This is a genomic window from Pedobacter sp. KBS0701, assembly GCF_005938645.2.
Lineage (GTDB): Bacteria > Bacteroidota > Bacteroidia > Sphingobacteriales > Sphingobacteriaceae > Pedobacter.
The window spans coordinates 5,857,788-5,874,494 of record NZ_CP042171.1; the positions used below are offsets into that span (position 1 = coordinate 5,857,788).

Consider the following 16,707-nt stretch of genomic DNA (forward strand, 5'->3'; position numbering starts at 1 on the left):
ATATTTTTGTGGGCTAATTTACAGTTGGCAGTTCGTAAATAGCAGTTTTCAGTTTTGCCAGCAGCAATGATAGAATATTACAATTGATCAATCTGTAAAATGTTACTTTTGCTTATTATGAAAAGGATATTAATTGTTGATGACCTGCATCCTGTATTTAAAGAACAGGCAACTGCGATGGGTTACCAGGTTGATGATGAACCGCAGATTACGCGTCAACAAACTTTAGATAAAATAAAAGACTATACTGGTATTGCCGTAAGGACGAAATTTAGGATAGATGCCGAAATTTTTGCTGCCGCTCCAAATTTAAAGTTTGTAGCCAGGGCAGGGGCTGGTTTGGATAATATTGATGATAAAATTGCTTTCGAAAGAAATATAGAGCTGATTAATGCACCCGAAGGCAATTGTGATGCTGTTGGCGAACATGCCACCGGCTTGCTTTTATCTTTGATGAATAACTTCCGCAGGGCGGATATGGAAATCAGAAATGGTGTTTGGGACCGTGAAGGGAACCGCGGTTACGAACTGAAAGGCAAAAAGGTTGGCATTATCGGTTATGGCTTTATGGGACAGAGTTTTGCGAAAAAACTGGCTGGTTTCGAAGTGGATGTAATGGCTTATGATAAATATAAAACAGGTTTTAGCGATGCTTTTGCCCGTGAGGTGAGTATGGAAGAAATTGTAAAATACAGTGATGTGCTGAGCTTACATATTCCATTAACGGCCGAAACGAAGCAAATGATGGATGAAGAATATTTTTTTCATTTTAAAAAGCCGATTTTCTTTATCAATACGGCCCGCGGCGAAATTGTAAATACACCTGCGGTGCTAAATGCCATAAAAAGCGGCAAGATTTTGGGCGCAGGTTTAGATGTTTTACAAACTGAGAAATTTCCTGCTTTGGGTGAACAGCCCTGGTATGATGAATTAAAAAATAACGAAAAAGTGATTTTAACGCCACATGTGGGTGGCTGGACGTTTGATTCGTATCGTAAGATTTCGGAAGTTTTAGCGGATAAACTGCGTAAGATTTAGTCTCTGTATGGCAAATCAAGCTATTAATTCAAGAGATTATATTAAAAGTATCGATTTCGAATATGTTGAAACCTATTCCTTTCAGCAAAATACTTATTACTTTGAAACGAATAGAAATTCTGATACAATATCCTGGCATGATCAACGTATTACTGGTCCGGATAAAAAAATAAATCCTTCTTCAAGAAAAATTAGTTCATTTCAATGTGCTGATGCTGAGGGAATCACATTGATTCGAATTTTGGAAATCGACGTTGCGAATATGCCTGCATGGATGTGTGCGCCTATTTACAGGGATGCTATCGTATTTTACAATAAAGATCGTGAAGTTGTTTCCGCACTTAATATATGTTTTGAATGTTTGTATATGGAAAACAATATGGGAATTAATATTGAAGCAGACGAACGTACATATGATCTGCTTAAATCATTCTTGATTTCAAAAGGACACGAAATCAGCTCATAATTTTACAGAAAGATAAATACCTTACTGGGGTCGAAAATCTTTAAGGTTACCTAAAGACTTCCTGAAGTTCTTTTGCGTATGGGCTGGGTAAGCCTTTGTTAGCTAAACCTGATAGAACGGAAAGCCCACAGCGCAGCGAGGACTTGGAGAGATAGCAGGACTTTCGGGACCGAAGCACTGCCGAACCCTCATTTTCAAAATTAATTATTTATCTTTTTAGCCATTGGTACATCTAAGCGATAAAACCCGATGGTTTCAAAAAAGTAATTTTATTTTCTTAAATTGGCAATACAATCTAACCAATTTTATCATGCCGAAAGATCACTTATATTCAACCACAGTTACCTGGACGGGCAATAAAGGCTCGGGCACAATGGATTACCGTTCGTACGATCGCGATTATATTATTTCAGTAAAAGGCAAGGCGGATATTTCGGGATCATCAGATTCTGCCTTTTTGGGCGATAAATCTAAATATAACCCTGAAGACCTCTTATTGGCCTCGATTTCCAGCTGCCACATGCTCTGGTATTTACATTTATGCTCTAAAAACGAAATCGTAGTGATCGATTATAAAGATGAAGCGGTAGGTACAATGGAAGAATTGGCTGATGGAAGCGGAAGATTTAGAGAAGTTACCCTTCACCCCCAGGTTTTAATAGCTGATAAGGCACATTACGAACTTGCAGCATCTCTGCATCACGAAGCCAATAAAATGTGTTTTATTGCCAATTCACTAAATTTCCCGGTCAAACACGAGCCAGCTCTCAGTTATTAGTTTTCAGTTCTCAGTCAACAATTTCAGTTGACAGCTTATATCTAACTGCCAACTGAAAATTGCCAACTTTGACCTGAATTATTTTACCTCATAAATGTTATCCCCTAGTGTAGCATCTACATAAATGCCGTTATCCAAACTGATTGACGTTATTTTTTTAGTGGTATTAATCGTGATATTAACTTCTTTTTGATTTGCTTTCCAAACCGCTGGTGTTTGGTGTATGGTCTCAACTTTTCCATCAGCATAAGTGACTACCACATCAAAAGGAATTGCAAAACCTCCAACATTTTTAACAGCTAACGTAGATTTTCCTTTTGCAGGTGTTAATTTGGCGATCGCTAAATCAAGATAGTTGTTGGTAAAGAACCAGTTTTGGAAAAACCAGTTTAAATTCTGACCGGAACCTGCATTCATCGAATTAAAATAATCCCATGGAATTGGATGCTTGCCATTCCAGTTGCTCATATAAGTATGTAGTGCTTTCTTGAATAAGTCATCTCCAAGCATATCTTTTAAAGCCAAATATGATAAAGACGCTTTTCCATAAGCGTTGTTCCCATAACCAGCTCCTGAAACCTGATCGGACATTGAAATTACCGGTTGATCTTCTTCAGTAGATTTATCGTTAATGTATTGATCAACTCTAAATTTCTTGTAAAAATCATCAGCAGCTTGTTTGCCATGCTCGGCAATACCAATTAAATATTCGAATGTAGTGGCCCAACCTTCATCCATATAAGCATAACGGGTTTCGTTAATGCCCATGTAAAAAGGAAAGTAAGTATGTGCCACTTCGTGGTCTTGAACCAACTGTGCAAAAACAGGATCTCCAAACTGCGAATCGTTTACCATCATTGGGTATTCCATATCGGCAAAACCCTGAAAAGCAATGGTTTTTACATAAGGATAGGGGATACCCGGCCAATTATTCGAGAACCAGTCTAAAGCATTGAGATTGTATTTAACCGAGTTAACAAAGTCTTTTCCGGTGATTGGATTATATGCCGCCTGAGCGCTCGATCTGCGGTTGGTCTTTTTATCTACAATTACACTAGCGCCATCCCAAACATAGTGGTTGCTGAGTGCAAAAGTAACATCGGTAATGTGGTTTACCGCGAACTTCCAGGTATTCCAGTCTTTTTGCTGGGTTACTTTACCACCCTTCATTTCCTGCTCGGTAGCAATGTGGATTACTTCATCACCGGTATATGATTTCTTTAAACGCGCAGAAATTTCAGGTTGCAATACCTCATCCGGGTTAAGGAAATCGCCTGTGGCATATACCACATAATTTTTAGGCGCTTTGATCGAAAATTCGTAATCGTTAAAATCGTTATAAAACTCGGCTCTATCCGTATGCGGAATGCGGTCCCAGCCATTATAATCATCATAAACCGAAATGCGGGGATAGCTGTAAGCTACAAAAAACGAGTTGGGATCAATCTGCCCCTCGCGTCCACTTTCTTTTGATAATGGGTAATCCCACTCTATTTTAACTGTAATTTTCGATTTTGGTAATAAAGGTTTCTTTAGCGGTACATTACCTACTGTTCCCCAGCTTTTGCTATCCACTTTATAAGTTTCGCCATCTACCGATAAAGCGATAATATTTAAACCCGTACTCAAAAAGTCTTCACTTACGGCTCCACTTCTTGGTGAAGTTGGTTTATGCAGGTTGTTTACAAAGCGGATGGCCAGGTTTTTTAAGGTATCGGAACTGTTGTTACTGTACAAAATTTCTTCTTTACCACTCACCACTTTGGTTTCGGCATCTACCTTAATATCCATATTGTATTTACCGTGGTTTTGCCAATAATTTGGACCAGGTTTTCCATTCATTGAGCGTGTACCCTTGGCGTATGCCGCTTTGATATTCCGGGGCATATAAAGCTCCTGGGCCGAAGCCATATAAACGCCCAAACTGAGGAGCAGGGCGATAGGAAATAACTTTTTCATTTTTTAAGAATAATTTAAGCTAAATTAAAACTAATGATTGAATTAGAAAATGATTGAGTGAGAGAATGATAGATTTTTGAATGAGTGTATGATTGAATGTTACATTTCTGGTGGGTCTTACCTCTCCTATAAGCCGATTGATGTAAAAAAAAGATCCTGAAATCTAAAAATCCGTTAAATCTTAATCTTTTATTTGCTTTTGTAATTTCCAGATTTTATCTTCGTTATAATTGAAGCAAGACTATGTAGCAAACCAACTATATAGTCTTGTTTGTTTTTTATAGCGTTTGAATAAAATTAATAGAGCAATGACAGAGGTAACATACTACACCCAAGAGGGGTTAGATAAATTAAAAGAGGAAGTTCATTATTTAACAACCACCGGTCGTCAGCTAATATCTAAAGCAATTGCAGAAGCAAGGGATAAAGGTGATTTATCGGAGAATGCAGAATACGATGCTGCTAAAGAAGCGCAAGGTTTGCATGAAGCAAAAATAGCGAAATTAAAAAATACGCTGGCAAATGCACGTTTAATTGATGAGTCTAAATTAGACTTATCGAAAGTATTAGCATTATCCATTGTAAAAATAAAAAATGTTAAAAACGGTGCAACCATGACTTACCAGTTGGTAGCAGAAAGTGAAGCTGATTTAAAAACCGGAAAAATTTCTGTTAAATCGCCGATTGCGCAAGGTTTATTAGGTAAATCGGTAGGTGAGTTTGCCGAAATTGAAGTACCTGCAGGTAAAATGCAGTTTGAAGTGCTCGAAATTTCGAGATAAGCGAATAGCGTTTGGCAGTCGGCGTTTATTAAGGGCCTATCGCCAAATGCTTAACCCTAAACCTCACCCCCTAAACCCTATACCTCAAATGACTGTCTTTTCAAAAATCGTTGCAGGCGAAATCCCTGCACATGTTGTAGCCGAAACCGTAGAATATTTAGCCTTTTTAGATGTTCAGCCGTTAACTGCAGGGCATGTATTGGTGATCCCTAAGATTGAAACCGACTATATCTTCGATATGGATGAGGATTTATATGTTGGTTTGTGGATGTTCGCTAAGATTGTAGCCAAAGGTGTAAAAATTGCTTTCCCTTGTAAAAAGGTAGGTGTTTCGGTAATCGGATTGGAAGTTCCGCACGCACATATCCATTTAATACCGATGAATAGTGTAAGCGATATGAACTTTAGCAAAGAAAAATTAAAGCCTACCCATGAAGAATTGGCTGAGGCTGCTGAGAAAATTAAGCAGGCTTTATTAACTGTATAAAAAAGGCCGGCTGCGAAAACACAGCCGACCGTCCTAACCCGCCTAACCCAAATATTTTTATTGTGCCGGGGCAACAGTAGCATTTAGTTGTAATACCGGCCAAGTTAAACCTGGCCCTCTTCCGATTACTATGCCCAGGTTGTCTCCTCTTTTTACATCTGAGATCCAGTAGTATAATGGCCATCCTTTATAGGTTAACTGTTTTTTGTTAATTGTGGCTACAGTAATTACACCAACATCCGTTTTTGTTACCGCAGAAGGTACGTTAAGCACTTCAGATTCATACACTGGCCAAATACCTTCTTGTGTTACACTCTTGGTGTATGTGTTTACACCATTTTTGTCTGGCGCAAAAGCATACAAAGTACGTCCTTTGCTGTCAGTTAAGTAAATGGTTTTGCCATCGCCTACAGCATAAGTACTGGTGTAATTGATACTGTTTCCCGTTAATTGTGCATTAGCCAGCATTAAAGAATAATCGGGCTTGGCTACAAACCATATTCCACCAACACCATCCCCCTTAATATCACCTTTTGCAGCATCGCCGGCAAAATAATAAAGTGGATAACCGCGATAAGTACTCTGTTTACGGCCATCGGCACGGGTAACTTCACCAACTTCGGCTTTGTTCAGGTTTAAATCTGTACTGGCATCTGCAGAATAATAAAGTGGCCAGGTGGTTTCGCAACCATCTGTACAGGTTGGTGCACCTGCAGCATCATTTGCGAAAAAGTATAAGGTTTTGCCGTCTTTATCGGTTAATACTGATCCGAATTTGGCGTTTGTTGCCAATTGGATACCTTTTTTGTTATTACCGATGGGTGTAGGGTCTTCTGAACTATTTTTTTTGCAGGCTATAAATACCATGGCTATACATACTAGCGCCAATAGATTCTTTTTTAAGTAGATTAGCATAAGATTTTTGTTTTAGTTTTAACTTTAATAAAAATTGATATGCTGCTATTACGCCCCCAAGTTGTAAATGGTTGCTTGTAGAATGGATATTTTCGACCAAAAACGAACGAAATAAAATATTTTTTAAAAATAAATTTTTAAGGCAACCTTTTGTTATCCCTTGCCGTAATGTGTGTTGAAAGGAGAACTTGTGACCGCTACCCGCGATAGTGAAGAAATTATACAAAAGTATATTCAGGGCTGCATTAGAAATGAAAGAGATAGTCAAAAAGCGCTATACAAACATTTCTATAGCTTTGCTATGGGTATATGTTTACGTTACGCACACGACAGGTTGGATGCTGCAGGGATACTGAACGATGGATTTTTTAAAGCCTTTAAAAATATAGCCAAATATGAAAATTCTAAGGCGTTTATGCCCTGGCTTGGACGGATTATAACCAATACCGCTATCGATTATTACCGGGCCAATCTAAAATTTGCTGATCATGTAGATATTCTTGATCATGAAAATATTGCACAGGTAAGTTCTGTATATGATAAGTTAGCTTATCACGATTTATTGGCAATGGTACAAAAGCTGAGCCCGGGTTACCGTACCGTTTTTAACCTCTTTGCCATTGACGGATATACGCATGAAGAAATTGCTGAAATGCTTGGGATATCGATAGGTACATCAAAATCGAACCTGTTTAAGGCCAGGCAGAAATTACAGGAAATGTTAAAAGCTACTGATGCGAAAACTTACCAGGTGAGGAGTTCGGGCGTAGATAAAAACCTTTTACAGATAAGGTTAAACACAAATATGCAATGAAAGAGGGAAAAGATATAGATAAATTATTTAAAGATGGATTGGGAAACCCCGACCTGCCTTTTAATGATTTAGATTGGGATAATCTGGAGGAGAGATTGCATCCAACACCAAAAAGGAGGATTGTGCCCTTATTTTGGCTTACCGCTGCAGCTGGAATCGCAGCAATATTATTGATCGTATTTTTATTGGTAAAACCATCAAACCATAAAACAGATGTTAATGCGGTGGTAAAAACCGATAAGGAGGATCAAAACCAAACTAAAGCACAATATGATACCGGTGCATTAACTGACGTACCTGCTAAGCAAATCGTTCCTGATGTAAATGCAGATTCAAATTTGTTCGCTATAAAGCAAAGGAATACAGGAGAACGTGGAAAACAGCAACAAAAAAATAATACAGAAATTGAGCAAAAACTGATTGAGAACGGAATCAATAATGCCAATACATTGGCTAACCTGATATATCAACCAACATTAAACTCAGCAAATAATCCTATCGCATTTAAAGATCAGAAAATGACGGTTAACGTTGCCGTTGGTAAGCCTGAACGCATAAAACCGCCGGTTGTGAAACAAAAATCGAGATTTGTATTGAGTATTTTAGCTGCACCTGATTTAACCAGTGTTCAGAAATCCGGGACAAGCAATTTAAGTGGTGGCTTTGGAGTAGAGGCTACTTATATGATTACTAAAAAATTGAGTGTGAGCACCGGAGCGTCTTACGCCAAGAAAATTTACGATTCAGATTTTAGTTTATACAAGCCCAACACCAGTTACGTTTTTAATGTGGCCCCATCAAAAATCCATGCCAATTGCGATGTAATCGACATTCCTTTAAACGTAAATTATAAGGTTTTTGGAAATAGCAGAAATTCAGTTTCAGTGAGTACCGGGCTTTCGAGTTATATCATGTTAAAGGAACAGTATACCTACTCTTACAATGGTGCGTATCAAGGTCCTCAAAATTTCGAAGTAAGAAACGAGAACCAACATTATTTAGGTATTGCCAATGTTGGGGTAGAATTTCAACATAAAATAAACAATAATTTAAGTATTAGTGCTAAACCTTTCATGAAAATCCCATTAACCGACATTGGTTATGGCAATTCAAAACTATCCTCAACAGGTGTAGCAGTTTCGGTAAATATGAACTTATTTAAGAAAAATTAATGTTTAATATTTTTAATCGGGTCGGGTAAAGGTACAAAACCTGTTTCACCAGGAACAGGCTTAAAGCTTTGTTCTAACCATTTTTGCTTTGCTTTTTCGATGAGTTCTCTATCCGAGGCCACAAAATTCCAGTAAATGAAGCGCTCTTCAGGGAAAGGCTCGCCGCCAAAAATGTAAACCATAGTATTGGCGTGCATGGTGAATTCGCAGAGTTTGGCATCGTTAGCAATTAAAATCTGGCGGGGTTCGAAAATATGGCCGTCACTTTCTATTGCTCCTTCTAAAATATACAAGGCACTCTCTCCGAAAAGATAATCGCCAATATTTACTTTATTACGATTTGTGCTTTTCAACTCTAGAAAATACAGCGGACTGTAGATGGGTACGGGTGATTTTCGTCCGAAAGCTTCTCCGGCGATTAATTTAATGGCAACGCCATCTTGCTCCCATGAAGGGATATCGGCACTATCTACGTGAAAAAATTCCGGGTCCATTTGTTCCAGCGCTTTTGGCAAAGCCACCCAGATCTGTAAGCCATGGAGCATTTTATCGGTATGACGAAGGTATTCAGGAGTTCTTTCTGAATGTACAATGCCGCTGCCTGATGTCATCCAGTTTACCTGCCCGGGTTTGATTACCACATCAGAGCCAAGACTGTCTTTATGAGTAATTTCTCCTTCGAACAAAAAAGTTAGGGTAGAAAGTCCAATATGCGGATGCGGCGGAACATCAAGATTTTCGTGATCGCTCATCGCTGCCGGCCCCATGTGGTCGATAAAAGAGAAAGGACCAACCATGCGTTTCTCTCTGAAAGGCAAAAGTCTGCCAACCATAAAATTGCCAATATTTGCGGGCCTTTCTTCGATAATGAGTTTAATGTTCGACATCTGGAGATCAATTTTAAAGAGGTGAATTTAAGGAAAAAGGCTGGGATTTAAATTGAAATTCTATTCGTCACGTTATTTCGAGTGAAGTGCAACGGAGTCGGGAAATCTATAAGAATGGTATTTGGAAATGTGGATTCCGAAAGAAATGAATAATGATTGCATACGTGTCAGATGGTAACATCTAACTCCACAGAAAGATAGATCTCTCCATTTCACTGCATTTCAGTCGAGATGACGAAACCTAATTATCAAGAAGAAGACCTGTTTTGTTTTGGAAAGCAATTACAGAAGCTTTTGGGTTATTGTAGTCCCGCTCCGCTTCTGCCAATTTGAAGGAATTGGCATCCCGCTTTAATCGGGTTTAGTTGGACCCGGTATTGCTACTGTCAGAGGTCAAATAAACCCGACCGCCAGCGTTATTCCGACTTTTTCAGTCGGGATTAAGCAAAAGGGCGGGGCTGGAGCAACCGAAGCATTGCAGGTACTGCTTTACTAAACATAGAGAAAAAATCTATTCATTTATCATATAACTTACGAAATTTCTCTTTCGTTGCTGAAAAAGCCTGCTCGTAATGATGGATTAGCCGAAAATGCAACTAACTCCGTGATTTCTGGTTTTCCGTGGCAAAAATTCTGATGTCAGATGGTAACATCTGATATCACCAACAAAAAAGCATCTCAAAAGAGATGCTTTTAAATTAAAAAGAAAAATAAGGATATTTATTTATACTAACTGCATTAAAGCCTCTTTGCTAAAGCCTTTCAATTCTTCCATGCGGTTATGTTTAATTTTTTCTACCCAGTTTGGATCTGCTAAAAGCGGTCGACCAACGGCTACTAAATCGAAGTCGCCCCGGTCCATTCTACGTACCAGTTCGTCTAATGAGCTAGGTTGTGAACTTTGACCTGCGAAAGCACCAAAGAAATCGCCATCCAAGCCAACAGAACCTACTGAAATAGTTGCTTTTCCGGTTACTTTTTTCGCCCAACCTGCAAAGTTCAAATCAGAACCTTCAAACTCAGGCTCCCAGAAACGACGTTGCGAACAATGAAAAATATCAATTCCGGCTTCGGCCAATGGTGTTAACCATTGTTCCATTTCCTGCTCGTTTTTAGCCAATTTGAAATCATAGGCAGCAGGTTTGAATTGTGATAAACGGATAATTAAGGCGAAATCTTCACCAACCCTTTTCCGTACCTCTGTAATTACTTCAACAGCAAAACGGGTACGCTCGGCTAAGGTTTTGCCTCCATAAATATCGGTGCGGTTATTTGTACCATCCCAAAAAAACTGATCGATCAGATATTGGTGTGCACCATGTATTTCAACCGTATCGAAACCCAGAGCTTTGGCATCAGCCGCCGCCTGACCAAAAGCAGCAATGGTATCAGCAATTGCTGCATCTGTCATAGGTACACCGTTTTCGAAACCAGGTTTGTTAAAACTTGATGGACCTTCGAAAGGTGTATCTGGTAACCAGCCTGATGCGTGGTTTTCCATAATTCCCTGGTGCCAGATCTGTGGGCCCATTTGCCCGCCGGCCTGGTGAACGTCATTAATTACCTGCTGCCATCCCGCCAAAGCTTCGGTACCATAAAAATGTGGAATGTTTGGATCTGCGGAAGAAGATGGGCGGTTAATTACAGTACCTTCTGACAAAATTAAGCCTACTTCGCCAGCGGCTCTTTTTGCATAATAGGCTGCAACTTCGGGTGTTGGCACTCCGCCTGGAGAGAAAGATCTCGTCATTGGTGCCATTACAATCCTGTTTTTTGTATTTAATGTTTTAAGGCTAAAGGGCCTGAATAAACTATCTGTGTTCATATATTTCTAAATTATAATTCGGTATTGATGATTTCGCTTAATTTTTTTAAGCCTTCTTTATTGCGTTTGTAATAAGTCCATTGGCCCAGGCGGGTAGAGCTGATTAAATCAGCACGCTGTAAAATAGACAGGTATTCGGAGATGGTACTTTGTGATAAACCACTTTTAATCTGGATCTGTCCAACGCAAACACCAACGTTTTCAAAATCGGCATTTGGCTGTTCCGGAAAGTTTAACTCGGGCTCTTTTAGCCAACCTAAAATCTGTAAACGTGTTTTGTTCGAAAGGGCTTTAAATATTTCTACCTGATCCATGACACAAAGGTATATCGACTTTTCCCGATATACCAATTAAAAGAGTAAAGTTTACAATTAGATGTAAAACTTGAACATGGGTAGAAATGAGTTATGATATGAGCTGAAAAGATTCTTCGTTGCACTATTATTGACTGATTTAGAGAACAGTCTTCATTCCAGTACAGGCCCTATTGTGGGGACACATCTTTTGGTTTGGGTTTTTATACGTTTTGGTAGCTTGCTTTAATAAATTACAGGTTTTACCGAAGAACGCCGTCAATCCCAAGGGCCGGAGAAATCAAAAAAACAGTTGTAAAAAAGAACAAATACTACTGCCAAACCTAAACGCAGTGGTTTTGTGTTCATAAACACTAATTTAAAACTTTAAATAACTATGAACACAAAACGAAGTGCCGCTGTTTTTTTGATGCGTGTAGGGCTGTGTAAAAGGCCCATTGCTGGATTGATAAAGCGCTTTGGGTACTTTGGCGCTCCAAAGTACCATGCCCCCGCGGCAAAGAGCGGAAAAGACAATGTTTGCACAATTATTTTTTTTTGAAATAAATGCCTTTTATTAGCTGAAAAAGATGCTGAAATAAATTCAGCATGACGACCGCCTTAATGGATGTACTAAAAAAAACAAATATATAATTAACAAAGATATGTCCGCAAGGGCAAAAAACGGCTAAAAAAGAACGGGGATAAATCATACCGACCTATCCCCGTCATCTAAATTAACGCTCTCATATATATAAACAACCAAAAAGATGATTTATTATATTTGATGTAAAATATTTTTTATTTTTTTGCTGTTGGCTTTTTAGCAGGTGCTTTTGCTTTTTTTTCAGCTACTGGAGTTTCTTCAATCGCTTCCGCTTTTTTCTTTGCAGGCGCTTTGGTTTTTTTAACTTCTACAGGAGTTTCTTCAGCTTTCCTTTTAGCAGGTGCTTTTGCTTTTTTAACCTCTGCAGGTACTTCTTCAGCTACTACTTCTTTCTTCTTATCTGGAGCCTTCGCTTTTTTAACTTCAGTAACTGGAGCTTCAACAACAGGTTCTTCTTTAACCTCAACAGATTTCTGAGCATGGTCTTGTTGGAGATAGTTTGCCAGGATCTGTCTTAAATATACCTCTGGTTTAGGCATATTAATAATGGTTCCACGTTCTTTATCCTGAGATTGTTTAATGTAAGCTGATTTAATTTTGCCCCAATCTTTAGAGTAAAGTCTGATAAACATCTCTACAAATTGTTCGTCCGTATATTTTTTAGGCAACCTACCCAGCACTGCCTGAATTTTTTCTTCTTTTTTATGTAATACCGCCATGGATTTTATTTTATGCAAAGATAGCCGAATTTTATCATTATCAATTTTTTGCTTTTTGGGGTAAAATGCATGGCCCGGGAGGTTAAATTTAACCCCTAAAGAACAGCTGTTATTTCTGCTGCTGCTAATTCATTTTTTCTATTCTTTACTAACCGTTCGCGATGTTTTAACCCCCAATCCCTTAATTCATCAATTACCCTCTCAAGTGATGCACTATATGGGGTAAGTTCGTAAGTTACGGTAACCGGAGTGGTTGAAAATACTTTTCGGGTTACAAATTCATTTAATTCCAGATCTTTAAGTTCTTTCGATAATATTTTGGGCGTAATTTCTCCAAGTGATTTTTGGATTTCATTAAATCTCCGCGGTCCATCTTGCAAGGAAATAATCAAGGGTAGCTTCCACTTACCGTTTAATACGTAGAGAGCGTCTTTTACTGCGTTTAAACTTGCAGTACAGGTTTCTTTATTATGGTATTCTTTTCTTGGCCCCATAATACAAAGTTATAAGCTTTCATTGAGGATAGCACTATCCTTTAGGATATTAGTGTCTTTTGGATAGCGAACCCTAAATGATTGTTTCTATACATGACCTAAAATACTAATTATTTTTTCCAGCCTTTCTGCATTTTTTTGTAGGCCTTTTTGCTAATTTTTGATTTCTTCTTTGATCTTGATTTGCCTTTTTTCTTTCGGGCATTAATGTTATTTACCAACGAATTTTTAACGCCCAGCTTATTCTTTTTCTTGCTTTTCTTTTTATCCTTTTCCTTTTTGTTTTTTTTCTTTGCCTTTGCCATGATAAATTTAACTGATTACCTTTATTTAACATTATATCTCCTAAAAAGGTTCCAATAAAATTCTATGAGCTTTTTAACAAAGAAAATTGAGCCTTTTAACAAAGCTTTCCTTTGCTGTTCAATCTACCTTTGATTTATTAAATAATAGGAAAAAATGAAAAAAGTTTGGTTTATAACAGGTAGTTCCCGTGGATTGGGACGTGACCTAACTGCGCAGGTACTGGCAAAAGGCGATTTGGTTGCTGCAACAGCAAGAAATACCGATGCTTTAAAAGGCTTTGTAGAAAAATATACTGATCAGATTCTGCCAATTACATTAGATGTTACCGATTACGATCAGGTTCACTTGGCGGTTGAATCTACCATTGCACACTTTGGTAAAATAGATGTCTTGGTGAACAATGCTGGCTTTGGTATAGTGGGCGCAGCCGAAGCTTTTACCGAAGATCAGGTTCGCAGTCAGTTCGAAACAAATTTATATGCACCGATAGAGATTACCAGAGCAGTATTGCCATTTATGCGCAAACAAGGTTCGGGCAGAATTCTTCAGATCAGCTCAATAGGTGGGCGTGTGGGGAATGCCGGAGTGAGTATTTATCAGGCAGCAAAATTTGGCCTTAGCGGCTTTAGTGAAGCGCTGGCGAAAGAAGTAATTGAATTGGGGATTTATGTAACCAGTGTAGAACCTGGTGGTTTCCGTACCGATTGGGCAGGCGCTTCAATGTCTTATGCACCACATATTGCAGGGTACGAAAATACTGTAGGGAAACGAGCTGATTTTTTTCAGAGCGGTAATTTTGTGCCGATGGGCGATCCGGAGAAGGCAGCCAGAGCAATGCTTGATCTTGTAGAAAATCCTGAGCCCCCGATACATTTAGTATTTGGAAGCGAAGCTATTGGGATGCTTAAACATGCCGATGCTGCCAGAACTGCAGAAATGGAAAAATGGATGGAGGTAAGTTTATCAACAGATCATGATGAAGCAGAGAATTTTTTAGCCACTGACTTGGGTAAATCTTTTATAAAGAAATAATTGGTTGTATTGTCATTTCGAGCGGAGTGCAATGCAGTCTGGAAATCTATTAAATATCCATCCATATTTGGCGGTACGTCATTCCCAACTTGATTGGGAATCTTAATGCTATTACCAGGTTTGATTAGCATTAAGATTCCCGTCTGCATGGGGATGACGATTGTCTCACTATAAAACCTTAAATTTGATCTAACATGTCAAATCAAGCCAGACGTCCAGATATCCTGTATTCCTGCTATGCGCATAAAAGTAGCGAGGGCGAACAGTTTATCCCCAATCATTCGGTAGGATTAGTTATTGCAGGTACTTCTGAGATTTTTATCGGTGGAGAGAAATTTGTATTTTCTGATGGCAATTTTAGATTTTTCAGGCGTAATCAACTGGCCAGGTATACTAAATATCCACCTGCAGACGGGGAATTTAAATCCATCAGCATCAATATTGATCAGGAGATTTTGCACAGCATTAGCAACGAATATGATTTGCATATAGAAAAGCCTAATCATGATCTTAAAGGTCTAGCACTCGAGCCTAATAGCTTGCTGAAGAATTATATCGATTCGATATGGCCGTATTTGGCCGGAAATAATGGGTTTAACAAGGCTTTAGTTGACTTAAAGGTTAAGGAAGTGGTCATGATCTTATTGCAGACCAATCCGATGCTGAAAGATGTGCTTTTTGATTTCTCTGAACCTGGGAAAATTGACCTGGAAGCATACATGAATGCCAATTACAAATTCAACGTTGATATTAGTCGCTTTGCTTATTTAACGGGAAGAAGTTTAGCCACATTTAAAAGAGACTTTGAAAAGATTTTTAATCTTTCGCCCAATCGCTGGCTGCAGAAAAAGCGTTTAAATGATGCCTATTATCTGATTACTGAGAAGGGCTGGAAATCGTCGGATGTTTATCTTGAGGTTGGTTTTAAAGATTTATCGCATTTCTCTTTTGCATTTAAAAAGGCTTATGGCAGGTCTCCATCGCATATTGGTAATTAATTTTCTTCGTTGTACCTGAAACAAAAAGCGCCAACCCTGGAAGATTGATGCTTTTAAATGCGTTTTATTAAACTTTTTTAGGAGGAAGATCGAATGCAATGGCCTCATGCTCAAAATGGCCATTGTGTGCGCCATCGCAAAAAGGTTTATTTTTAGATAAACCGCAACGGCAGATCGAAAGTACTTCTCTGCCCTGTAAGCCATAAACGTTTCCGTTTCTATCTACAATTTCGAAATCGCCCTCAATTTTAACAGAGCCGTTATTGTTAATGGTAAGTTTTGTTTTAGACATGTTTTGTGATTTATCCGGCAAAAGTAAGCCATAAAAACCGCAATTTTTTTGCTGATTTCTATTTAGAAACGTTCTCCCTTGAATCTATAAAGACTCTTTTTTGATCACATAAGCAATCATATCGGTTCTGATTTCGAAACCCAGTTTCTGATAGAGTTTGATCGCGCCTTCATTATCGTTGCGTACATGCAGAAAAGGAATTTCGTTGCGGAGCAATATACGCCTGATCTGTTCCTGAAGAATCTTAAAGGAATAGCCCTTCCCTAAATGATCAGGATGGGTACAAACTGCACTCACTTCACGGTAGGGGCTGGGGAAAAAGCGGTGACCAGCCATTGAAGCCAGTTTTCCATCCAGGAATATGCCGGTATAATTGCTCAATTCTATGGTTTTAGACAGGAAAGGTCCTGGTTTGGTCAATTCCACGAGATCAATCATCTCGGCAACATGTTCAAGATCAAGGTCTGTAAGTCCGGCTCCATCTGAGTCAGGAATTTTTGTGTCTCTAAAAATAAACTGGAACATATTAATATGCGTCAATAATTTCCACTGATCCGGAATTTCGACCGGTGTTTTTACGAAAAAAACAAACAGGCTTTCAGGAGGACTGATCTGATAAAGCGTATTTAAATCCTCCTGCGAATTATTCTTTAAGCCAGCAAAAGCAGTGATATCTTCGTTATAATATTTTACCGTTTCTACACCTTTCGCCAGGTGTTTATGGCCAGAAGTTAAAGCATAATAAATGGGATTATCCAATATATGTTCCATCTGGCAAAGATATTAAATCCTAAATCAGGAGAGGGTAAATTTTAACCGGATCAACTATAGGTTATCCCTGTG

General features: G+C 38.6%; 19 protein-coding genes. 9 read left to right on the forward strand and 10 right to left on the reverse strand.

What is annotated here, in order from left to right; genetic code table 11:
* The first annotated feature begins 117 nt into the window (after window positions 1-117).
* The 3 genes from FFJ24_RS23790 to FFJ24_RS23800 all read left to right on the forward strand — a co-directional run bounded on the left by FFJ24_RS23790 (window position 118) and on the right by FFJ24_RS23800 (window position 2,282).
* Window positions 118-1,038 carry an NAD(P)-dependent oxidoreductase gene (locus FFJ24_RS23790; RefSeq protein WP_138819596.1) on the forward strand — a complete coding sequence of 307 codons (921 nt, stop codon included), beginning with the start codon at window positions 118-120 and terminating at the stop codon, window positions 1,036-1,038.
* Between the two features lie 7 nt (window positions 1,039-1,045).
* Complete coding sequence (locus FFJ24_RS23795) at window positions 1,046-1,504, forward strand: hypothetical protein (protein ID WP_138819597.1); 459 nt, start codon at window positions 1,046-1,048, stop codon at window positions 1,502-1,504.
* A 310-nt stretch (window positions 1,505-1,814) separates the two neighbouring features.
* Entirely contained in the window at window positions 1,815-2,282 is a 468-nt protein-coding gene (locus tag FFJ24_RS23800; RefSeq protein WP_138819598.1) for an OsmC family protein, read from the forward strand.
* Window positions 2,283-2,360: 78 nt separating this feature from the next.
* On the opposite strand, the gene FFJ24_RS23805 is transcribed toward FFJ24_RS23800, so the two are convergent.
* The gene (locus FFJ24_RS23805; protein WP_138819599.1) at window positions 2,361-4,241 is read right to left on the reverse strand and encodes a M1 family metallopeptidase; all 1,881 of its coding nucleotides are present in this window, start codon (window positions 4,239-4,241) and stop codon (window positions 2,361-2,363) included.
* Window positions 4,242-4,549: 308 nt separating this feature from the next.
* Here FFJ24_RS23805 and greA point away from each other — a divergent pair, with 308 nt between their 5' ends.
* Together greA and FFJ24_RS23815 are read left to right on the forward strand one after the other, a co-directional pair.
* Window positions 4,550-5,023 (forward strand): transcription elongation factor GreA, encoded by a 474-nt coding sequence (gene greA, locus FFJ24_RS23810; RefSeq protein ID WP_010603520.1) that lies wholly within the window; start codon window positions 4,550-4,552, stop codon window positions 5,021-5,023.
* 88 nt (window positions 5,024-5,111) lie between these two features.
* On the forward strand, window positions 5,112-5,510 hold the full coding sequence (locus FFJ24_RS23815; RefSeq protein WP_138819600.1) for an HIT family protein: 399 nt from the start codon (window positions 5,112-5,114) through the stop codon (window positions 5,508-5,510).
* A gap of 57 nt (window positions 5,511-5,567) precedes the next feature.
* Here the strand turns inward: FFJ24_RS23815 and FFJ24_RS23820 are convergent, their stop codons facing one another.
* Window positions 5,568-6,425 (reverse strand): hypothetical protein, encoded by an 858-nt coding sequence (locus FFJ24_RS23820; protein ID WP_138819601.1) that lies wholly within the window; start codon window positions 6,423-6,425, stop codon window positions 5,568-5,570.
* A gap of 175 nt (window positions 6,426-6,600) precedes the next feature.
* Between FFJ24_RS23820 and FFJ24_RS23825 the strand changes: the two genes are divergently transcribed.
* Together FFJ24_RS23825 and FFJ24_RS23830 are read left to right on the forward strand one after the other, a co-directional pair.
* Window positions 6,601-7,239, forward strand: coding sequence for an RNA polymerase sigma factor (locus FFJ24_RS23825; protein WP_246862690.1), 639 nt, complete (start codon window positions 6,601-6,603; stop codon window positions 7,237-7,239).
* Window positions 7,236-8,411: a porin family protein gene (locus tag FFJ24_RS23830; protein WP_138819603.1), complete on the forward strand. Its 1,176-nt coding sequence runs from the start codon at window positions 7,236-7,238 to the stop codon at window positions 8,409-8,411. Before FFJ24_RS23825 ends, FFJ24_RS23830 begins: the two co-directional genes overlap by 4 nt.
* Here the strand turns inward: FFJ24_RS23830 and FFJ24_RS23835 are convergent.
* The 6 genes from FFJ24_RS23835 to FFJ24_RS23860 form a co-directional block, all read right to left on the reverse strand.
* Window positions 8,408-9,298, reverse strand: coding sequence for a pirin family protein (locus tag FFJ24_RS23835; RefSeq protein ID WP_138819604.1), 891 nt, complete (start codon window positions 9,296-9,298; stop codon window positions 8,408-8,410). The two genes, FFJ24_RS23830 and FFJ24_RS23835, sit on opposite strands and share 4 nt — an antisense overlap.
* A 724-nt stretch (window positions 9,299-10,022) precedes the next feature.
* Window positions 10,023-11,123, reverse strand: coding sequence for an NADH:flavin oxidoreductase (locus tag FFJ24_RS23840; protein ID WP_138819605.1), 1,101 nt, complete (start codon window positions 11,121-11,123; stop codon window positions 10,023-10,025).
* 11 nt (window positions 11,124-11,134) lie between these two features.
* Complete coding sequence (locus tag FFJ24_RS23845; RefSeq protein WP_138819606.1) at window positions 11,135-11,437, reverse strand: helix-turn-helix transcriptional regulator; 303 nt, start codon at window positions 11,435-11,437, stop codon at window positions 11,135-11,137.
* A gap of 780 nt (window positions 11,438-12,217) precedes the next feature.
* Entirely contained in the window at window positions 12,218-12,742 is a 525-nt protein-coding gene (locus FFJ24_RS26375; RefSeq protein WP_210419420.1) for a hypothetical protein, read from the reverse strand.
* Window positions 12,743-12,837: 95 nt separating this feature from the next.
* Complete coding sequence (locus FFJ24_RS23855) at window positions 12,838-13,236, reverse strand: helix-turn-helix domain-containing protein (protein WP_138819607.1); 399 nt, start codon at window positions 13,234-13,236, stop codon at window positions 12,838-12,840.
* 110 nt (window positions 13,237-13,346) lie between these two features.
* A complete protein-coding gene (locus FFJ24_RS23860) occupies window positions 13,347-13,541 on the reverse strand; it encodes a hypothetical protein (RefSeq protein ID WP_138819608.1) in 195 nt (64 codons plus the stop codon).
* 154 nt (window positions 13,542-13,695) lie between these two features.
* Here FFJ24_RS23860 and FFJ24_RS23865 point away from each other — a divergent pair, with 154 nt between their 5' ends.
* Together FFJ24_RS23865 and FFJ24_RS23870 are read left to right on the forward strand one after the other, a co-directional pair.
* A complete protein-coding gene (locus FFJ24_RS23865) occupies window positions 13,696-14,574 on the forward strand; it encodes an oxidoreductase (RefSeq protein WP_138819609.1) in 879 nt (292 codons plus the stop codon).
* Window positions 14,575-14,768: 194 nt separating this feature from the next.
* Window positions 14,769-15,572, forward strand: a complete 804-nt coding sequence (locus FFJ24_RS23870; RefSeq protein ID WP_138819610.1) for an AraC family transcriptional regulator — start codon at window positions 14,769-14,771, stop codon at window positions 15,570-15,572.
* 67 nt (window positions 15,573-15,639) lie between these two features.
* Here the strand turns inward: FFJ24_RS23870 and FFJ24_RS23875 are convergent, their stop codons facing one another.
* Both FFJ24_RS23875 and FFJ24_RS23880 read right to left on the reverse strand, forming a co-directional pair.
* Window positions 15,640-15,864 carry a CDGSH iron-sulfur domain-containing protein gene (locus FFJ24_RS23875; protein WP_010600649.1) on the reverse strand — a complete coding sequence of 75 codons (225 nt, stop codon included), beginning with the start codon at window positions 15,862-15,864 and terminating at the stop codon, window positions 15,640-15,642.
* Between the two features lie 84 nt (window positions 15,865-15,948).
* Window positions 15,949-16,635, reverse strand: a complete 687-nt coding sequence (locus FFJ24_RS23880) for a GNAT family N-acetyltransferase (RefSeq protein WP_138819611.1) — start codon at window positions 16,633-16,635, stop codon at window positions 15,949-15,951.
* Window positions 16,636-16,707 lie beyond the last annotated feature (72 nt).

Excerpts from the sequence above, each read along its gene's own strand:
- FFJ24_RS26375 (WP_210419420.1), bottom strand. The coding sequence starts at position 12,742 with ATGGCGGTATTACATAAAAAAGAAGAAAAAATTCAGGCAGTGCTGGGT.
- FFJ24_RS23820 (WP_138819601.1), bottom strand. The coding sequence starts at position 6,425 with ATGCTAATCTACTTAAAAAAGAATCTATTGGCGCTAGTATGTATAGCC.
- FFJ24_RS23880 (WP_138819611.1), bottom strand. The coding sequence starts at position 16,635 with ATGGAACATATATTGGATAATCCCATTTATTATGCTTTAACTTCTGGC.
- FFJ24_RS23805 (WP_138819599.1), bottom strand. The coding sequence starts at position 4,241 with ATGAAAAAGTTATTTCCTATCGCCCTGCTCCTCAGTTTGGGCGTTTAT.
- FFJ24_RS23790 (WP_138819596.1), top strand. The coding sequence starts at position 118 with ATGAAAAGGATATTAATTGTTGATGACCTGCATCCTGTATTTAAAGAA.
- FFJ24_RS23835 (WP_138819604.1), bottom strand. The coding sequence starts at position 9,298 with ATGTCGAACATTAAACTCATTATCGAAGAAAGGCCCGCAAATATTGGC.
- FFJ24_RS23800 (WP_138819598.1), top strand. The coding sequence starts at position 1,815 with ATGCCGAAAGATCACTTATATTCAACCACAGTTACCTGGACGGGCAAT.
- FFJ24_RS23840 (WP_138819605.1), bottom strand. The coding sequence starts at position 11,123 with ATGAACACAGATAGTTTATTCAGGCCCTTTAGCCTTAAAACATTAAAT.
- FFJ24_RS23845 (WP_138819606.1), bottom strand. The coding sequence starts at position 11,437 with ATGGATCAGGTAGAAATATTTAAAGCCCTTTCGAACAAAACACGTTTA.
- FFJ24_RS23870 (WP_138819610.1), top strand. The coding sequence starts at position 14,769 with ATGTCAAATCAAGCCAGACGTCCAGATATCCTGTATTCCTGCTATGCG.
- FFJ24_RS23860 (WP_138819608.1), bottom strand. The coding sequence starts at position 13,541 with ATGGCAAAGGCAAAGAAAAAAAACAAAAAGGAAAAGGATAAAAAGAAA.
- FFJ24_RS23875 (WP_010600649.1), bottom strand. The coding sequence starts at position 15,864 with ATGTCTAAAACAAAACTTACCATTAACAATAACGGCTCTGTTAAAATT.
- FFJ24_RS23815 (WP_138819600.1), top strand. The coding sequence starts at position 5,112 with ATGACTGTCTTTTCAAAAATCGTTGCAGGCGAAATCCCTGCACATGTT.
- FFJ24_RS23830 (WP_138819603.1), top strand. The coding sequence starts at position 7,236 with ATGAAAGAGGGAAAAGATATAGATAAATTATTTAAAGATGGATTGGGA.
- FFJ24_RS23795 (WP_138819597.1), top strand. The coding sequence starts at position 1,046 with ATGGCAAATCAAGCTATTAATTCAAGAGATTATATTAAAAGTATCGAT.
- greA (WP_010603520.1), top strand. The coding sequence starts at position 4,550 with ATGACAGAGGTAACATACTACACCCAAGAGGGGTTAGATAAATTAAAA.
- FFJ24_RS23865 (WP_138819609.1), top strand. The coding sequence starts at position 13,696 with ATGAAAAAAGTTTGGTTTATAACAGGTAGTTCCCGTGGATTGGGACGT.
- FFJ24_RS23855 (WP_138819607.1), bottom strand. The coding sequence starts at position 13,236 with ATGGGGCCAAGAAAAGAATACCATAATAAAGAAACCTGTACTGCAAGT.